The 17,610-nt window shown below is 62.7% G+C and carries 18 protein-coding genes and 1 pseudogene; 9 read left to right on the plus strand and 10 right to left on the minus strand.

What is annotated here, in order from left to right; translation table 11 throughout:
- The first annotated feature begins 60 nt into the window (after positions 1-60).
- The 4 genes from A5789_RS32830 (at position 61) to A5789_RS32845 (ending at position 4,491) form a co-directional block, all read left to right on the plus strand.
- Positions 61-1,659 (plus strand): NAD(P)/FAD-dependent oxidoreductase, encoded by a 1,599-nt coding sequence (locus A5789_RS32830; RefSeq protein ID WP_064901999.1) that lies wholly within the window; start codon positions 61-63, stop codon positions 1,657-1,659.
- On the plus strand, positions 1,656-2,513 hold the full coding sequence (locus A5789_RS32835) for an SDR family oxidoreductase (protein WP_064901998.1): 858 nt from the start codon (positions 1,656-1,658) through the stop codon (positions 2,511-2,513). The genes A5789_RS32830 and A5789_RS32835 overlap by 4 nt, the downstream gene beginning before the upstream one ends.
- 68 nt (positions 2,514-2,581) lie before the next feature.
- Positions 2,582-3,625 (plus strand): ferredoxin--NADP reductase, encoded by a 1,044-nt coding sequence (locus tag A5789_RS32840; protein WP_082941119.1) that lies wholly within the window; start codon positions 2,582-2,584, stop codon positions 3,623-3,625.
- Between the two features lie 116 nt (positions 3,626-3,741).
- Positions 3,742-4,491 (plus strand): TetR/AcrR family transcriptional regulator, encoded by a 750-nt coding sequence (locus A5789_RS32845; protein ID WP_064902011.1) that lies wholly within the window; start codon positions 3,742-3,744, stop codon positions 4,489-4,491.
- 8 nt (positions 4,492-4,499) lie between these two features.
- Here the strand turns inward: A5789_RS32845 and A5789_RS32850 are convergent, their stop codons facing one another.
- On the minus strand, positions 4,500-5,180 hold the full coding sequence (locus A5789_RS32850) for a TetR/AcrR family transcriptional regulator (protein WP_064901996.1): 681 nt from the start codon (positions 5,178-5,180) through the stop codon (positions 4,500-4,502).
- Between the two features lie 110 nt (positions 5,181-5,290).
- Here A5789_RS32850 and A5789_RS32855 point away from each other — a divergent pair, with 110 nt between their 5' ends.
- Positions 5,291-6,607 (plus strand): cytochrome P450, encoded by a 1,317-nt coding sequence (locus A5789_RS32855; RefSeq protein WP_223273899.1) that lies wholly within the window; start codon positions 5,291-5,293, stop codon positions 6,605-6,607.
- On the plus strand, positions 6,604-7,674 hold the full coding sequence (locus A5789_RS32860; protein ID WP_064901994.1) for a BtrH N-terminal domain-containing protein: 1,071 nt from the start codon (positions 6,604-6,606) through the stop codon (positions 7,672-7,674). Before A5789_RS32855 ends, A5789_RS32860 begins: the two co-directional genes overlap by 4 nt.
- Positions 7,675-7,726: 52 nt before the next feature.
- On the opposite strand, the gene A5789_RS32865 is transcribed toward A5789_RS32860, so the two are convergent.
- The 8 genes from A5789_RS32865 to A5789_RS32900 form a co-directional block, all read right to left on the minus strand.
- The gene (locus A5789_RS32865; RefSeq protein ID WP_064901993.1) at positions 7,727-8,383 is read right to left on the minus strand and encodes a transglutaminase family protein; all 657 of its coding nucleotides are present in this window, start codon (positions 8,381-8,383) and stop codon (positions 7,727-7,729) included.
- Entirely contained in the window at positions 8,380-8,571 is a 192-nt protein-coding gene (locus A5789_RS32870; RefSeq protein ID WP_064901992.1) for a ferredoxin, read from the minus strand. The genes A5789_RS32865 and A5789_RS32870 overlap by 4 nt, the downstream gene beginning before the upstream one ends.
- Positions 8,568-9,878 (minus strand): cytochrome P450, encoded by a 1,311-nt coding sequence (locus A5789_RS32875; RefSeq protein ID WP_064901991.1) that lies wholly within the window; start codon positions 9,876-9,878, stop codon positions 8,568-8,570. Before A5789_RS32875 ends, A5789_RS32870 begins: the two co-directional genes overlap by 4 nt.
- A gap of 102 nt (positions 9,879-9,980) precedes the next feature.
- Positions 9,981-10,592: a TetR family transcriptional regulator gene (locus A5789_RS32880; RefSeq protein WP_064901990.1), complete on the minus strand. Its 612-nt coding sequence runs from the start codon at positions 10,590-10,592 to the stop codon at positions 9,981-9,983.
- 56 nt (positions 10,593-10,648) lie between these two features.
- Positions 10,649-11,527, minus strand: coding sequence for an alpha/beta fold hydrolase (locus A5789_RS32885; RefSeq protein ID WP_064902010.1), 879 nt, complete (start codon positions 11,525-11,527; stop codon positions 10,649-10,651).
- An 8-nt stretch (positions 11,528-11,535) separates the two neighbouring features.
- Positions 11,536-11,976, minus strand: a complete 441-nt coding sequence (locus A5789_RS32890) for a PaaI family thioesterase (RefSeq protein ID WP_064901989.1) — start codon at positions 11,974-11,976, stop codon at positions 11,536-11,538.
- A 60-nt stretch (positions 11,977-12,036) separates the two neighbouring features.
- Positions 12,037-12,702, minus strand: a complete 666-nt coding sequence (locus tag A5789_RS32895) for a TetR/AcrR family transcriptional regulator (protein ID WP_064901988.1) — start codon at positions 12,700-12,702, stop codon at positions 12,037-12,039.
- 102 nt (positions 12,703-12,804) lie between these two features.
- Positions 12,805-13,440 (minus strand): TetR/AcrR family transcriptional regulator, encoded by a 636-nt coding sequence (locus A5789_RS32900; RefSeq protein ID WP_064901987.1) that lies wholly within the window; start codon positions 13,438-13,440, stop codon positions 12,805-12,807.
- Between the two features lie 324 nt (positions 13,441-13,764).
- On the opposite strand from A5789_RS32900, the gene A5789_RS32905 reads away from it, so the two are divergent.
- Genes A5789_RS32905 through A5789_RS32915 form a run of 3 tightly spaced genes read left to right on the plus strand, consistent with a single transcriptional unit; the run spans position 13,765 to position 17,166 of the window.
- On the plus strand, positions 13,765-14,682 hold the full coding sequence (locus A5789_RS32905; protein ID WP_082941121.1) for an alpha/beta hydrolase: 918 nt from the start codon (positions 13,765-13,767) through the stop codon (positions 14,680-14,682).
- Between the two features lie 52 nt (positions 14,683-14,734).
- Positions 14,735-15,664 carry a hypothetical protein gene (locus A5789_RS32910; protein WP_064901986.1) on the plus strand — a complete coding sequence of 310 codons (930 nt, stop codon included), beginning with the start codon at positions 14,735-14,737 and terminating at the stop codon, positions 15,662-15,664.
- Positions 15,661-17,166, plus strand: a complete 1,506-nt coding sequence (locus A5789_RS32915) for an NAD(P)/FAD-dependent oxidoreductase (RefSeq protein ID WP_064901985.1) — start codon at positions 15,661-15,663, stop codon at positions 17,164-17,166. The genes A5789_RS32910 and A5789_RS32915 overlap by 4 nt, the downstream gene beginning before the upstream one ends.
- Before the next feature lie 214 nt (positions 17,167-17,380).
- Here the strand turns inward: A5789_RS32915 and A5789_RS36130 are convergent.
- Positions 17,381-17,545 (minus strand): annotated as a pseudogene (locus tag A5789_RS36130) (integrase core domain-containing protein); the annotation flags it as partial.
- Positions 17,546-17,610 lie beyond the last annotated feature (65 nt).

Genomic DNA, 17,610 nt, shown 5'->3' on the forward strand with positions numbered 1-17,610 from the left:
ATACAGACCTTTCTGCGGTTCGCCCTTTCAGCGGCAACCCGCACCGGCCGGAGGAAGCCGATGAACAAGACCCGTTCTGCAAAGAACACACGCAAGACTGACGGCTCCGCGAACAGTGGAGCACCGGCCAGGGTGCATCGCACCGAAGTTCTCATTGTCGGAAGCGGATTCTCCGGCATGGGGATGGCGATTCAGCTGCTCAAAGCCGGAATCGACGACTTCTTGATGATCGAGAAGGAAGACGAGATCGGTGGAACCTGGCGAGACAACACCTATCCGGGATGCGCATGCGACGTTCCGTCGCACATGTATTCGTACTCTTTCGAGCCCAAGCCGGACTGGAGTTATCTGTGGGCAGGCCAGGAAGAGATTCAGGAGTACCTTCGAGGTATTGCACAGAAGTACGATCTGTATCGTCGTACCCACTTCGGTCGGACGCTGCAATCCGGATACTGGGATGCCGGTGACTCCACGTGGCACCTGGTGACGTCGGATGGACACGAATACGTATCGCGATTCCTGGTGTCAGGGGTCGGAGCGCTGCACATTCCCAGCATCCCTGAAATCACCGGGCAAAAGAAATTCTCCGGGGACGTCTTCCACTCGGCGCAGTGGGACCACGAGGTTTCATTGCGGGGCAAACGTGTCGCGGTGGTCGGGACCGGAGCGAGCGCGATCCAGTTCGTTCCCGAGATCGCCAAGGTTGCCGCCGAACTTCACGTCTACCAGCGGACACCGGCGTGGGTGCTGCCCCGGCGGAACATCAAGATCCCGCGCCCGGCGCGCGCCGCATTCACCCACGCGCCGATTCTGGCGAAGGCGTTGCGGGCGGCAGTGTATTGGTCGGCCGAATCGCTATCGATCGGTTTGAACGGGCACTTCAATCTCATGCGTCCACTCGAGAACATCGCGAAGTGGAACATCGCGCAGGGAATCGATGATCCGGCATTGCGTGCAAAGCTCACGCCCACCTATCGCATCGGGTGCAAACGAATTCTCGGATCCAGCGAATACTATCCGGCGCTGAATCGTCCGACCACCACGGTCATCACCGACGGGATCGCCGAGATCACCGAGGATGCGATCGTGTCCAGGACCGGCGAAACTCGACCGGCCGACGTGATAATCTACGCGACCGGATTCCATGTCACGGACGGGTTCGAGAGTCTCCGTCTCAAGGGCGCCTCGGGTCGGGAACTCGCGTCGGTCTGGGCTGACGAAGGCATTCAGACACACCTCGGAATAACCACGGCTGGTTTCCCCAATTTGTTCTTCTTGCTCGGGCCGAACACCGGTCTCGGCCATAATTCCGTGGTCTTCATGATCGAGTGTCAGATTCGATACATCGTCTCTGCCATCAGGCTCGCGAACGAACGCGGATCCGGGGCACTCGAGGTGCGCGAGCCGGTCCAGCATCAATTCAACAATGACATTCAGCGGAAATTGGTGAAAGGCGTGTGGAGCAGCGGCGGGTGCACCAGTTGGTACCTCGACGCGCAGGGCGTGAACCGCACCGTCTGGCCGGGGTTCACCTGGCAGTACTGGCGGCGGACGCGGAAACTCGCGGCTGCGGACTTCGCGTTCGTCGGCGAGCGGTCGGTCGCGCGTCGCGGAACCGCGATCGCGAGCGAGTCCGGGAAGGAGAATCAGGCGGAATGAAGGATTTCGGAGACCGCGTCGTCTCGGTGACCGGGGCCGGATCGGGAATCGGGCGGGCGATCGCGCTTCGCCTGGCGGGCGAAGGCGCGCGCCTGGCCCTGGCCGACCTCGATGCTGAACGGGCGGAAGAAACCGCCGCCATGTGCGGCGCGTCCGGTGCCGAGAGCCGACACTACAAGCTCGACGTCGCCGATCGTCTGGCGTTCGAGGATTACCGGAATCGAGTCGTCGAGGACTTCGGCTCGGTCAGCATGGTGATCAACAACGCCGGTGTCGCGCTCGGGGCCGATGTTCTGGAGATGGACTGGAACGACTTCGAATGGCTCATCTCGATCAACTTCTGGGGTGTCGTCAACGGTACGAAGCTGTTCCTCCCGGACCTGATCGAATCGGGTGACGGGCACGTCGTGAACGTGTCCAGTGTATTCGGCCTGATGGCGATACCGAGTCAGAGTGCCTACAACGCATCGAAATTCGCGGTCCGCGGATTCACCGAGGCGCTGCGGCAGGAGATGAGGATCGGCCGTTTGCCGGTCGGGGTGACCTGTGTCCATCCCGGGGGCGTGCGCACCAACATCGTGCGAAATGCGCGGGGTGTGGGCGAAATCGGTGACCAGCAGAAGATTGTGGCCAGCTTCGACCGAATCGCGCTCACCACACCCGATCGCGCTGCGGAGCAGATCCTCAGAGGCGTTCGACGCAACAGACCGCGAGTTCTCGTGGGTCCCGACGCTGTGGGGTTCGATTTCGTCACGCGAGTGGTCGGGCCCAGATACCAGGACCTCAATGCGCCGCTGGCACGTCTGGGGTACGCAATCGGTCGACGATCCGGCCTCATGAATAGCGAAAGCTGACATCGGTCCGCCGCCCGGGCCGGTATCGCGCCGAACCGGGCGGCGAACCGATATCGATGGAGAGAAGAATGTCCTCGAAAAGAAATATTCCATGCGAGCTAACCGTCAGCCAGGTCGTGCAAGAGACGGCCGACGCGATCTCGATATGGTTCGACGTTCCGGAGGGGCACTGGGAAACGTTCTCATACGATCCCGGGCAGTTTCTAACCCTGCGTATACCTGGTGTCGATGAGGGTTCGTCGGTCGCCAGATGCTATTCACTGTCCAGTTCTCCCCATGCTGAGGACACACTGGCCGTGACTGTCAAACGTACGGCCGATGGCTATGCGTCCAACTGGCTGTGTGATCACGCGGTGCCGGGAATGAAGATGACGGTGCTGCCTCCGAGCGGGCATTTCACGGCGAAAGACCTCGATGCGGATATGATCCTGTTTGCCGCCGGCAGTGGCATTACTCCGATCATTTCCATCATCAAGTCGTCTCTGCTCGAAGGCGGCGGTCACCTGATTCTCTTCTATGCCAATCAGAATGCTGAGAGCGCCATCTTCTACGAAGAACTGCGTCATTTGGCGAATCAGTTTCCGGAGCGATTCAGCCTGATCGAATGGCTGGAGATCCGGCAAGGGCTGCCGGATCGGCAAACGGTGGCCGATCTGTGCGCTGAGCATCGGAACCGTGCCTTTTTTTTGTGCGGCCCGGCGAAGTTCATGGATCTGGTAACCGATGCGGCACATCATGCCGATGTGCCGCATCGAAATCTCCATCGGGAAGTTTTCCAATCGTTGCGCACCGATCCCTTCGATGTCGACAACACCGTCTCGGAATCGATGACTACCGAGCGAGCGCATCTGGTGGTCTATCTCGATGGGGAGCGCGCCGAACTGGATTGGCCGAAAGACATCTCGCTCGTCGATATCCTTCTCAAAGAAGGCTTTTCGCCGCCGTACTCCTGTCGAGAGGGCGGTTGCGGTGCTTGTTTGTGTCGGGTCGTCGACGGCGATGTCGAGATGAAGGTCAATGATGTGCTCGTCGAGGACGACATCGAAGAAGGCGACCGGCTGGCGTGCCAGTCGGTGCCGGTGACGGACAGTGTGACAGTGACATTCGATTGATCGAAGGCGAGTTGTCCACGCCAGGTTTCATCGCTCTATCGGCCGACCGGCACGGTGTGCGGTGGTGGGTCATGTGCACTGGTAGGTCGCATGACCCATGGCGTACCATGGGTGCGATGACAGGTGCGCGGCAGAGGGTTCTGGAGGTCGGGAGCTCGGTGGTTCGGCGAGTTGACGCCCGTTCGAGCCGTTGGGCCGAGCATCGGGTCACGGTGCGGGCAGAGTTGGTCGATGCGGCCTATCGCGCATTCGGCAAGTACGGCCCTGATGCCAGCATGGACGATATCGCGCGCGAAGCCGGTGCTACCAAGCCGAAGCTATATCGTCACTTCAAGGATAAGCAAGGACTTCGCGCGGCCGTCGTCGAGCGTGCGAAAGATCTGATGTGGTCGAATATTCTGGCTTCGAGCGATTTTGCCACCGCGCCGATCGGTGAGGTGATGAGCCAAATTGTCGGACAGTATTCGGAATTGGTCGATGAGCACCAGAATGTCTTCCAGTTCCTCGTGCGTAGCCACTTCGATGATAATTCATCGGAAACGGACCAGGCTCTTGAAGACGCCCGCGAGTTGGCGGGCTTCATCGCGGGCCATTTCTCGGCAGTTCTTGAATCACTCGGAGCGGATACAACCGGTATCGATCTTGTAGTTCAATCGATCATCGGCGCGAGCCTGTCCGCGACAGATTGGTGGATAAACTCCCAAGCCGATCCCGAGACCGCAATGTCGCGTGTCGATTTCGCTGATGATCTGAGCGCGATCGTCTGGGGGATCATCGACGCTTCAGCGCAGGTGCGCGGTATTCGTATCGACCCGCGTCAGACACTGCGAATCGAGAACATCGAAACGGTCGACGTGAAGAGCTGAGTCTTAAATCATTGTTCGTTCTGGTCGACTACATCCATCACTTCGTTCGTTTTTCTGGCGGCATTCGCGGCGAGGAAATCGTCCACGAGTACAGTGCAGAACTGTTGATCGTTCGGTAGGCCGGTCACGAGTCGGTTGAAGATCATCGGACCGACGAACTGAGCAACCGCGGTGGTCGCCTCGATCGCGGGACGAAGTGATGCCCGGGCTGCCTCGCTCGCCAATATCGCGTCGAAGGGGCCACGATACTGCTCGATGATCCGGTGTCGCAGTGCCGTGAGGTGCGGCCGTGACGCATCGTCCTCGGTCGTCCGACGGTCCGCTTCGGGGTTGCTCATGCCCATCCACGAGAGCACGGTCAACTGCAACGGTGCCTGATCGATCAATCGGGCCTGCTCGCAAACGAGCGCGACCAGGCGCGATCGTAGTGAGCCGACCTCCGGGGCCGAGGCCACCGGAGGCAACAGTTGCTGGAAGGCCGCGGCGAGTAGTTCGGTACCGGAACCGAAGTGCCGGTAGAGGGTTGCTCGGGCAACTCCCGCCCGGCGAATTACGGCATCGATGGTCACAGCGTCCACGCCGCCCTCAGCCAGCAGTTCGGTGGCGGCATCGATCAGCCGGGCGCGCGAACGAGCCAGTCGTGGATCGGGCTCGCGTGCCTGTGAGGACGTGTCGAGTGGTGCGGGCATCACGCTCCCAGATCGATGGATTCGCCGGCGGCCGGTATCCCAGTATTACCCAACGTTATTATTGAACTAACAGTCTCCCTATGAGACTATTGGTCTCATAGAGCAGACGCGTGGTGCCCTCGGGTGGAAACGCGGACATTTCAACTCGACTGATAGCGGAGAGCGGTCATGGATCTCGCGATGACGTGTTTGCTTGGGGCAGGTGTCTTCTGATGACGCGTGCCGAACCAGATGACCTGCTGCGCCAGATGTTGCTGACCGAATATGGCGAATCGGGCCCATACGAGGGCTACCGGTTGTTGCGTGAGACCGCGCCTGTGCTGGTGAGCGCTTCGGGCGTGGTGGTCTTGAGCCGATACGCCGACTGCCAGGCCGCGCTTCGGAATCGTCGACTGGGGAAGGCCGACGAATCGCTGGGATTCCGGCTCACCGATGTGCCGGAGGATCTGCAGCGAACGACATTGCATCGTTTCCGGCGCACAATGCTGTTCCGTAATCCGCCCGATCACGAGCGGCTGCGGCGTTTGGTCGCCGATGCGTTCACCCACCGCCACGTCGAACAGTTGCGTCCCCGAATCGCCGAACGCATCGACCATCTGCTCGATGCCGCGGCGGAGCGCGAACGGATCGACATCATCTCCGAGATCGCATTGCCACTGCCCGTGGCGGTGATCGGTGACCTGTTGGGAGTGCCCGAATCCGATCGCGCGGCGGCCGCTCCGCTCGTGCGGTGTTTGCTCGCGCCGCTCGAACCCGCTTCCGACACTGCGGCAATCCGACGAGCGGCGGATGCGGAAACGCAATTGGTCGAGTATTTCTCGACGCTGTTGGCCGAGAAGCGGACGGATCCGCAAGATGATCTTCTGAGCCGTCTCGCGATCGCGCGGGGTGCGGACGCCCTGGACGAGGATGAGATGGTCGGCTCGGCCATCCTGCTTTTCGCCGCCGGGTTCGAGACGACCACCAATCTGATCGGCAACGGGCTGGCCGCACTGCTCGCCCATCCTGATCAACTCGCCGCACTCCGCGACGAACCGGCGTTGGCGTCGAACGCGGTCGAAGAGCTTCTCCGTTATGACGCGCCGGTTCAGACCAACGGACGCACCGCGCTCGCCGATACCGCCATCGGTGATGTCTCCGTGCCGGACGGAACCGTCGTGCTGATGCTGCTGGGTTCGGCGAACCGCGATCCCGATCGCTATGACGACCCCGACATCCTCGACCTTCGCCGCCGCAATCCGGCCCCGCTGTCCTTCGGGTCGGGAATCCATTTCTGTCTCGGGGCTGCATTGGCCAGGACCGAGGCAATGGAGCTGTTCCCACGCCTTTTGGCGCGATTCCCCGGCTTGGCCGCGGACGGGGAGCCGGTGTGGCGGCCCGGGCTGTCATTCCGGGGTCTGGCGTCGTTGCCGGTGAGTTTGACGTGAGCGGATTGGTGCTCGCCTACCCCCACCGTCTGGGTGGCCATTGCGGTTCCGGCGCCCAGCGGGACCTACTCGCGTGGGCGGGGCTCGGCTGGAACGGGCCACCTTCGGAAGGCTTGACCTTCACCCTCAGCGGCGCGCTCGATTTCAGCTATCTGCGCTCGTCGGAATTGCGCCCTCCTCTCTACCTGGTCGGCCGAGGCTCCGATCTGGAGACCGATCTGCCGACGCGTCTCGGCGCAACCGTGGACGCGCGCTCGACTGACGATCCAGAACTCGGATGGAAGTGGGTGACCAACGAAATCGACTCCGGCCGACCGGTTATGGCGTGGGCGGATATCGCCGAACTGCCGTATCTGCGAGTGAAGTTGCGGATGAGCCGACACGACATCGTCGTGATCGGCTACGACGACGACGCGGAAATCGCCCATGTCGTCGACAACGACCGGGAGCAGACCCAACTGGTGCCCTATGCAGCGCTGGCGCGGGCCCGGGCATCGACGTCCTTCCCGGTTCCGACGAGGCACACGACGTTCCTTATCGAATGGCCGGAAGGTCTACCGCCGCTGCGGAATGTCGCCGCGGACGCCTTCCGTCAAATTGCTTCGACCATGGCCGACCCGGTCGTCAGTCGGGGGGGCACGGCCGGTGCGACCACCGGATTGCAGGGAGTGCGTGCGTTCGCCGAGGATCTCGATCGATGGCGGGCCGCCTTCAGCCCGGGGGCTCTCGACGAGATTCTGCGCTACCTCGCGGCTTTCATCGAGAAGGCCGGCACCGGCGGCGGGCTTTTCCGCCGGTTGCTCGCCGAAGGATGCTTCGAGATCGCCGCTGCGGTCGGCAGCCCCCAGGTTCTGCTCGCCGCAGGTAAGGCGCGAACCTGTGCTGAGTTGTGGACTGCGATTGCGACCGAAGCAATGCGGTCCGATCTGGACCCCGCGGAGCGCCTACACGCCATCCGCGGGATCGCGCACAGCCTCGTCGACGAGGAGGCCAACCTTCGTCGTGCGATCGAGGTGGCGGCCACTGCCCTCGATCGGCCGTCCACGTTTCGCGGAGGTCCACAGTGACAGCGGAATGTGATCCGGTGTCGCAGTGGACATCCCGCACGGAGGAAATCGGTCATTCGGTGCGGCGGAAGGCATCCGAGACGGTTGACGGCACATCGACGAGTTCACCGTAGTTCACGCGGAGAGCGTCGAGGATGTCGTCGAGCGGTAGGTCGTCGAACTGGCCGCGGTCGCGCAGGTATTCCATGTGCCGACTGCCATCGCCTGCGAAGGCGTGCAGCAGCGCGTCGTGTTCGCCGTCGAATTCGATCGGTTCTACACCGAAGCGCTCGCACAATTCGCGGTTGAAGGCGGGTGTGGCTTTGACCCAGCGTCCTTTCAGGAACATCTGGCTGTACCCGTGGTACACGAACACATCGGTACCGCCCATGCGCTGCCTCAGTGCTTCGGTTTGCAGGTGATTTCGAACGTCGGCGAATCCGAGCATGGCCGGTATTCCGACGGCGCGGCAGGCCGCGGTCAGGAGCACGGCTTTCGGTATGCAGTAGGCACGTTCGGACATGGCGACCACGCTGGCTCGGTAGTGCCGAGGATCGCCGGCGACGGTGTACGGGTCGTACCAGATCGAGTCACGGACCGTGGTGAAGATTCGGATGGCCTGCTCGACGGGATCGACGGCGCCGTCGACCGCCGCGTGGGTGAATTCCTGGACGGCGGGGTGCTGCCAGTCCAGGAATTCGGTGGCTTGCAGATGGTCCACAGCGTTCATTCCTCGACGCTCAATGCGCCGGTGGGACATGCCGAGACCGCTTCTTCGATGAGCGCCCGATGGCATTCCGGCGGTTCGGGGGCGAGCACGTGCAGTGTGCCGTCGCTTCCGACCTCGAAGTGGTCGGGCGCGACTGCCTCGCACATCCCCAGCGAGGCGCAAATCCTGCGATCAACAGAGATTTTCACGACCGGCTCGCCTCCGGGGTGAATCGCACCGGTAGGTGGTTCACGCCGTGGAAGAAGGTGCTGACCGTGTAGGTGGGCGGCCCGCTCACCTCGATGTCGGGCAGGCGGTGCAGCAGTTCTCGAAACAGCGCCGCGAGTTGCAGTCGCGCCAGTTGATTCCCGAGGCAATGGTGTATCCCGCCCCCGCCGAAGCTCACGTGGGGGTTCGGATCGCGGGAAAGATCCAAGCGGTCCGGATGATCGAACACCTCGGTATCCCAGTTGGCCGAACTGTAGAACAGGACGACCTTGTCACCGCGCCTGATCGCCTGCCCACCGAGCTCGCAGTCGCGGGCCGCCGTCCTGCGGAACGTCATGATCGGGGTTGCCCACCGGACGAACTCCTCGACCGCGCCTTTGACGCGGTCGTCGAAATCTTCCATCAGCCAGGCACGCTGGTCGGGGAAGTCCGTGAGCGCCTTCATAGCGTGGCTGGTGCTTTGGCGTGTGGTGTCGTTGCCCGCGATGGTGAGCAATCCGAAGAAGGACACGATCTCGTCGTCGGTCAAACGGTGGCCGTCCACTTCAGCATGGACGAGGCTGCTCATCAGGTCGTTGCCCGGCTCACGCCGGCGGGCGGTGATGATCTCCTGAGCCGTCTCACGAATGAAGGTCATCGCCTGAAAGAGCCTGGGTATGACGGGGTCTCCCGCCATCACCTCGGGATCACTCCATCCCCCGGCATACCGCGATTCCCACGCTATGTCGTGACGCATGGATTCGGGGACGCCCATCATGTCGAAAATGTTGTGCATCGGGAGCAGTGCGGCGCACTCGTCGACGAAGTCGGCCTCTCCCTTCGGTGCCAGTTCGTCGACGACGCGCTTGGCGTTCGCTGAGATCCGGTCACTGATTCGCTGCATTTGCCGTGGGGTGAAGGCCGATGCCAGCAGCCGTCGAACCTTGGTGTGGCGTGGCGGATCCATGGCGATGAAACCCTGGGCGCTGTCGAGCAACTCCTGGGGCATCGACTCCATGACGATGCCCTCACCGGATAGGAAGTCCTCGTGTCGCTTGGTTGCCTCGACGAGCATCCGGTGGGTCACGACGGCCCAGAAGCCGTCGTCGTTCGGATCCTCGATCATGGTGTGCTCGACGGGCGGGTGCCAGCTCACCGGCGCTCGCTCGCGAAGCTCCGCGAAGGTCGATTCCCGCTCGCTCGCACTGGATGCCCAGAACGCCGTCGAGGAGAGATCGGCCTCGTCGTAAGGGCGTGGGGGCCGACTTCCGGCCGAGCCGCAGGGTTCGGATGCTGTGTGGATCGTCATGACTGCTCCCGGGTGTAACCGCTGGGTACCGGCCAAGTATTTACAAAATATGCCATTCTGTCAATATTTGAACAATGCCTATGTTCTTGTAAATCCGACGGTTCAAAGCGCATCCAAGTGGAGGTAGCGGATGGCGACCCTGGAGATACGGTCGGCGGTGGATGACGCGTCGGCCGCCGGCAAGACCAGATGGCTGACCGTCAGCCGGACCATCGCATCGACGACATCGGCCACGTCGGTGGCGTCGAGGGCTGGAAAATGCTCCAGAAACCACGTGACCAGGGCTTCGGATGCCAACTGGAGTAGTGATGCCGAGGTCGGCAACAGCGGCAGTATCCCGGTGCCGGTGGCTTCCGGCTCTACGCCGTGGTTCGCGGTGAGCACAGCCCTGAGCAATGGGCTGGTCTCGGCTTCCGCGATCGTGTATCGCACGGCGGCGGTGATGCCTCCGCCGACATCTCCGGCGTTCTCCTCGAGGATCCTGTCGATCCCGGCGAGAAAGCGTTCGGCCTCCTGAACCAGGAGCGCGTCACCCAATCCCTTCTTGTCCGCGAATTCCTTGTACAGGGTCGGCCGGGATACTCCGACCAGGTCGGCGACCTCTCCCATCCGCACTCGCTCCCAACCCTTTTCGATGGTCAAGGTGCGCGCGGCGGACAGGGCCTGTTCTCGTAGATGATTGCGGAAGGACGTGCGAAGTGACCGACTCGGCATGCTGTGCAGGATAGGCGGCTCGCCGCGGTCGGCCGACGGCCCCGAAGCCGGTCGGGTTACAGGGTTCGTCTCAAGAAGTCGACGACGGCTGCTGTGAACGCGTCGTTGTCGTCGCCGGCCACCATGTGACCGGTTCCCGCGATGTCGACGGTCTCGGCGTGCGGGACGAGGTCGAGGAACTCGGCGACGGTGTCATGGGATACGAGATCGGAGAGTCCCCCGCGAACCAACAGGGTGGGCGCGGTGATCCGACCCGCTCCGAGCCGGAGTGTGTCGACCAGCGACTCGAACTGGTCGGCCCCGTCGGCCGGATCACCGTGAATGACGTCGAAGCGTGTCGCGATGAACGCTGGATCCCACCGCCACACCCATCGGCCGTCATCGCGGTGTCGAAGCACCTTGCGCAACCCCTCCAGCCGGACCGGCCGTTCGCGATGGGGGTTGTAGGCGGCGATGACGTCCGCGGCGCTGTCGAGACTCGCGAACCCGTCCGGGTGCGCCGACATGAACGACACGATCCGGCGTGCGCCCGCGAACTCCATCCGGGGAGTGACATCGACCAGAACCACGGCTCCCCACAGGTCCGGGGGTGCCAGCAGATGAGTGCCGAGGATGGTCATCCCACCCAATGACGCGCCGACGACGGCAGGGGCGCGATCGAGCTCGAAGTGCTCCCGCACAGCGAGCAGATCGTCGGCGAGATGCTCGATCTCGTACCTGCCGTCGGCGGACCAATCGCTGTCTCCATGTCCGCGTGCGTCGTAGACGATGACCGGGTAGCCGCGTTCGTGGAGGCGCGAGGCCGAGGTCCGCCAGGCGTGGCGGCTCTGGCCGCCGCCGTGGAGCAGGATAACTGCCGGGTGGTCCGAATCGTGGTGGTAGTAATCGGCCGTCAGCATGATCCCGTCACGGGTCGGTACCGACACCGTCGTCATCGCCGTTTTCACGGCCTGGCGTCCGGGTTGGCAATGATGGTGACGGTGCCCTGGGCGGCGCAGACAGCCCTGCCGTGATTCGTGATGTCGATTCGCGCGACACCCGACCGCTTCGTCAGGGCGATGATCTCGGTCGTCGCGACACATGTCCCGTCGCTGACCGGTCGAAGCAAGTTCAATTTGAACTCCGTCGTCGCTACCCAGCAACCACGGGGGATGACCGGGTAGAAGACGACCCCCAGGCAATGATCGACCATCGCCGACAAGCAGCCGCCGTGCAGCTTGCCGAACGGTGTGAGTAGTTCGTCGCGTACGGCCATCTCGGCGATCAGCCGACCGGGGTCGAGCTCGGTGTGGCGGAAATCGAGGTATCCGGACAGTCCACCCGCGGCTGTCGCCGAGGTCAACATCTGTCCGGCCCATTCTTCATCGAACTGCGGGAACTCCATCGGTGTGTGCTCCACCCTGTACGTCGGCCGGTGCTATGGATACAGTACTGCAAATCTGTCTCAGGTGCAGGGGTCGCTCGCCGAGTTGTCCCCAGGGGGTGGCGTCGGCCCGGGGTCGGCCGTGCCCGTGCTGGCCAGAGCGGGGAGCAGGTAGTGGGCCAGGTAGTCGTGCAAGCCGTCACGACTGCGTCGTTTCGGTCCTCGGACGGTGAGCAGGCTGAGGATCGTCCGCAAGATCCACTCGGCGGCGTCATCTACCGAGGTACCGGGCAGTAGGTCGGTCCAGTGTGCGGTGAAGACTGGCCGCAGGAATTCTGTCACCAGCTCGAAGAGTGCGACCGAGGTCTCAGTCGACAGCCCGGTGTCGGCGAGGCGATCGTCGCTGACGAACAGGGCTGCGATCGAGTTGTCCTGTGTCGCAGTCTGAATGGTTGTTTCCACGAAGGTGAGCACCGCCGACCCCAGATCGGGTTCAGCCACGATCCTGGGGCGGATTCGGTCCAGATATCGGCGAGCGGCCCGGAGAATGACACCCGAGACGACGGCCTCCCGATTCGCGAAGGTGCGGTACAGGGTGGCGCGGGAGACACCTGCCTGTCTGGCGATGTCATCCATCGTCGTCGCGGCAGGTCCGATCTGGTCGAAGCAGAACTCCGCGGCATCGAGCAGGCTGTCCGCGGGGTCGCGTCCGGTGGGCGGTCTGGTTCCGGAACGGATCGATTTCATCGTCACGGTACAGAGTATGCCGGTCGTCCGGCACGGTGTTCGGCCGCGGCGCGACCGCCTCGGCGGAGCCACCATGGGGTGAAACAGGACGCAAAAATTGTCTCACAGCTGTGTGGTGTCATCGCGTAGCCGGGGGAGCAGGTGTCGACGTGCGAATCGTCGAGCGTCATCGGCCGTGTCGAGAGGGATGTGCGCGGAAGGGGTGAGGATGAACGAGAGGATGACCCGGACCGTCAGCTCGGAGACCGCATGCAATTCGCGGTTAGGGCGCACATCGACGAGTTCCCTGGCGAGCTGATCGGTCAGGAAGCTCGACGCGATCTCGATCAGTCCGCCCGCGTCGACGGTGAGGAAAGGGAGCAGGGACTCGGGCTCGGTCTCGAGCAGCCGGTTGAGCAGTGCGTGCCCGCGGACAGCGGCCAACGTGAAGACGAACCCTTCGACAATCTTGTCCTCGAGCGTCGCCTGTCCGGAGACCTCGCGCTCCAACTCTCCAAGGAACCGGCCGAGCTCGCGCAGTATCACCGCCTCGACGATCTGGTCCTTGCTCGAAAAGTGCCGGTACAGCGTCACTCGGGCCAGCCGCGCGCGGCGAGTGATGTCCTCGACCGTGGTCCGGCTGATCCCGACCACTTCGAACTGCCGGAGCGCCGCGTCCAGGATCCGTTCCGGCGTTCCGGTCGGGGCCGGCGTCCTGATCAGCGCGACCGCTTTCACGAGCAAGCTGGCGTAGTTCATCGATGTGATCGTTCCTTCGATCCAGGTCGTGGGTTTCGGGCGTCGATTGTGTCCGATTCTCGCCCGGCTTCTGGGCATTCGTACAATCATCCGCTTCTGATTTGGCTTTGACGTAGGTATTGAAACAAAGATACCGGATATGTACCGTTATTATCTGTGGTACGCAATGGAGCGTCCTGGCGCATCGTCGGACTGTTGAGTCAGTGGACGCGGTCGGCAAGAAGTCATCCGTCCGCAGGAACTCCCCCCTGCGTGCCGACCCTCGCGGTACATGAGCGCCCCGGCTTCTCTGCGACGCTGACGGGTTTCGGAGTTCGGAGTGTGATGCGCCCGCTGTCGGTCGCGATCCCCGCGAGCCCGCCGGGATTGGTGTTGCTCGATGGGGCATTGACCGGCATGCTTCGCCTTGTCAGCCGTCCGCGGGATGGAGTCGAATGCGCGCCCGTGCGTGTCGACTTCGAGGACGGGACCGTGGTCGGCGAATGGGTCCGGGCGCCAGGCGTCACGGCGCGAGGGGCCGCGTTGCTCTATATCCACGGCGGAGCGTTCGTCGCTTGCTCGCCACGAACACATCGAGGTGTGACGGCCGAGCTGTCCGCAGCGGCCGGGTTACCGGTGTTCGCGGTGAGCTACCGAAAAGCTCCAAGATTCCGATTCCCGACCGCGAACAATGATGTTTGGCGCGCTTACCGCTGGTTGACCTCGGAAGCAGGTGGCGCTCCGGTGGCCGTGGCCGGCGATTCAGCCGGCGGATATTTGGCGGTCGTGACGGCGCTCACCGCCATCGCGGCAAGTCGTCGCGGTGACGGTTACCCGCCGGCAGCGTTGCTCGTCCTGTCTCCGGTCACGGATGCGACCCTCAACCTGGCACGGACCCGAGAACGCAACCGGAGACAGAAGGACCCGTTCGCCGCGGCCGCGGCGGTCAGCCGGGTTGTCGGCCTGTACACCGCGGGTGCCTCGGCGCGGGAGATCTCGGTGCTCGACGCGGATTTCCGGGGTATCTGCCCGACCATGATCCACGTCGGCGGGACCGAAATGCTCCTCGGGGACGCGCGCGCGCTCCACGCCAGAGTGAAGGCCGCCGGAGGGGTGTCCTGCCTCCATATCTGGCCGGGGCAGGTGCACGTCTTCCCGGCTCTGTTCAGGTACTTGCCGCAGGCTCGCATGGCGCTGAGCCTCAGCGGAGCCTTTTTGCGCAATGCACTCGCCGTGGGGGAGGCCCACGCGGCGACACAGTGAGTTCCGGATGCCCGGGTGAGTCGGGTGTCCACAATCGCGAAGGAGTGACGCGATGCCGATCGAATTGCAGCACACTCTGCACACCATCAAGCAGCGCCAGTGGGCGCTTGGTGATTTCGACTGGGAAGAACCCGGGGCCGATGCGATCACCGCCGAGCAACGACCGAAGATCAAACAGTTCATGTCCGACCTCGTGTGGATCGAGCAGGTGGGTTCACGCGCCTTCGTCGCGCTCGCCCATCAGGCCGAGGACAACACTCTCGCCGAGATCTATCGCTACTTCCACGCCGAAGAGCAGAAGCACGCGAACGCGGAATTGGCTCTCATGCGTCGGTGGGGGATGCTCGAGGACGACGAGATTCCGGAACCGAACGTCAATATCCGGCTCGCCATCGACTGGCTGGACAACTATGCCGACGACATGCCGCTGTCGGTGCTGGGTTCGGCGATCCCGATGCTGGAGGTGGCGCTCGACGGCGCGCTGCTCAAGTTCTTGCTCGATGAAATCAAGGACCCCCTGTGTCACAAGGTCTTTCAGAAGATCAATGCTGACGAGTCCCGGCATCTGGCGGTCGATTTCCATGTCCTGGACATGATCGGGGCGAGTCCTTTGCATCAGCTGATTATCGAAACGGTCGGAACCGCGCTGCGCCCGTCCATGATCGTCGGCATCCTCACCGGGCTGCCGTTGTTGACCCGCGTGCACGACAGCATCGTCGAGATGGGGCTCGACGAACAGAAGCTCTTCGATGCCATTCGCAAGTTTGGCATCATCGGCGATCGCAACATCGCGACTCGGCGCAATCCGATCTATCACGTCATCAAGTACTACGGCGAAATGATCATGAACCCGGCCCATCCGTACCATCGGCTGCTGGGGAACACCCTGCTCACCGTTACCGCGCACTATCCGAAGCGGATGTTGGGTCCGATTCCCTCCTGGATCAACGAGCTCACCTTCGAACCGGTTGTCGCGGCATGATCACCCACATCGGAGACGTCGTCAGCGCTGACGTTCCCGAAACGGCCAGGGTGGTGATCATCGGCGCGGGGTTCGCCGGGATCGGTGTTGCGGTCCGGCTGAAGCAGGCGGGGATCGAGGATTTCGTTTTGCTCGAGCGCGAACTCGACCCGGGCGGCACCTGGCGCGACAACACGTATCCCGGAGTTGCCTGCGACATTCCGTCGATGCTGTACTCGTTCTCGTTCGCTCCGAATCCGAGATGGTCGCACGGATACTCCGATGGCGGTGAAATCCTCGCCTACCTTCGCGAGGTAATCAGAGAATACGATCTGGTCGATCGAATTCGATACGGCCGCAACGTTGTTGGACTCGATTTCGACGAAGGTGCCGGAGTCTGGCGAGTCCGGGCGGTGATCGATGGTGGTGAGGAAGTTCTCGAGGCTCGCTCCGTCGTGATGGCGACCGGACCACTGTCCACCGCCAGTCTGCCCAGCATCGACGGCATCGAGGACTATCGCGGCCACACGGTTCACAGCGCCCACTGGAACCCGGACCTGGACGTGACCGGCATGGCCGTGGCCGTCATCGGAACCGGCGCGAGTGCGGTGCAGATCGTTCCGGAGCTGGTGAAGCGGGCTGATCGGGTCGCGGTCTTCCAGCGCACCCCGGGATGGGTGCTACCGCGCCCGCAGTACCGGGTGCCGGATTGGGCCAGGGTGATGTATCAACGACTGCCGCTCACCGAGGATCTGGCACGGACCGCACTCTTCTGGGCTCATGAGGCGATGGGGCTGGGTGTCGTGTGGCCGACACAGCTGACAACATTGTTGGAGCTTGCGGCACGACTGCAACTCAGGATCCAAGTCGACGACAAGTGGACACGACGCCAGCTCACGCCGGACTACCGGGCGGGCTGCAAGCGGCTACTAGTTTCGAACACCTACCTCCCGGCACTGAGTAGCGACAAGTGCAAGCTCTACACCTTCCCGATCGTCCGGCTCACCGAGCGCGGAATCCAAACCGTCGAAGGAGTCGAACATCGCTTCGATGCCATTGTTTTCGCCACTGGATTCGAGGTGATCGGCAAGACCGGCACGCCGTTCCCCGTACGCGGTCGCGGTGGACGACTCCTCGGGGACGAATGGGCCGAGCGCGCGTACGCCTACAAGAGTGTTCACGTGTCCGGCTATCCCAATCTGCACTTCACGTTCGGGCCGAACTCCGGTCCCGGACACAACTCCGCGCTCATCTATCTGGAAGCGCAGATCGACTACATCGTCGAGTCGATGAAGATGATCGAACGCTGGGGCCTCCGATATCTCGACGTGCGGGAGATCGCGCAGGACAGATTCAATGCGGATCTTCAGCGGCGCCTGTCTCGGACGACGTGGAATTCCGGGTGCGCAAGTTGGTACCTGACGGCAGAGGGCTTCAACCCCACGATGTTCCCCGGGCTGGCACGGCAATTTCGTAGCCAGATGGAGGAAGTCGCACTGTCCGATTACCACGCGGTGGCCTGAAATCTGTCGGGTGCCCGACGTTCTGATGTGGGGTGTCGGGCACGCGCACCGGGTTGGTTCTATGCCAACTGGACGACCGCCGTGGCCCGTCCGAAGAGGGGCTGCTGCACGTTTGGGTGACAGTGTGACCTGCCCCATCTTTCGGGTTCCAGTGTTGGTGGCTAACCGGCAGCGGTTTCGAGTGTCTTCTCGGAGAGTAGTTCGTACTCGATCGGGTGCGGTAGCCCAGGGACGAGTGGCGGCGTTGCCGGTTGTAGAAGATCTCGATGTAGTCGAAGATCGCGTTGGCGAGTTCGAGGCGTGTCTTCCACTTCTTGCGGTCGAGCAGTTCGATCTGCATCGAGGACCAGAACGATTCCATCATCGCGTTGGTGTGTCCTGAAGAGAACAGGAGGTTCGTGGTGTAGAACACGGATTTCGTTGTGCTCGTGCTGTTGTGGAGAC

The organism is Nocardia sp. 852002-51101_SCH5132738 (assembly GCF_001665695.1).
GTDB classification, from domain to species: Bacteria; Actinomycetota; Actinomycetes; order Mycobacteriales; family Mycobacteriaceae; genus Nocardia; species Nocardia nova.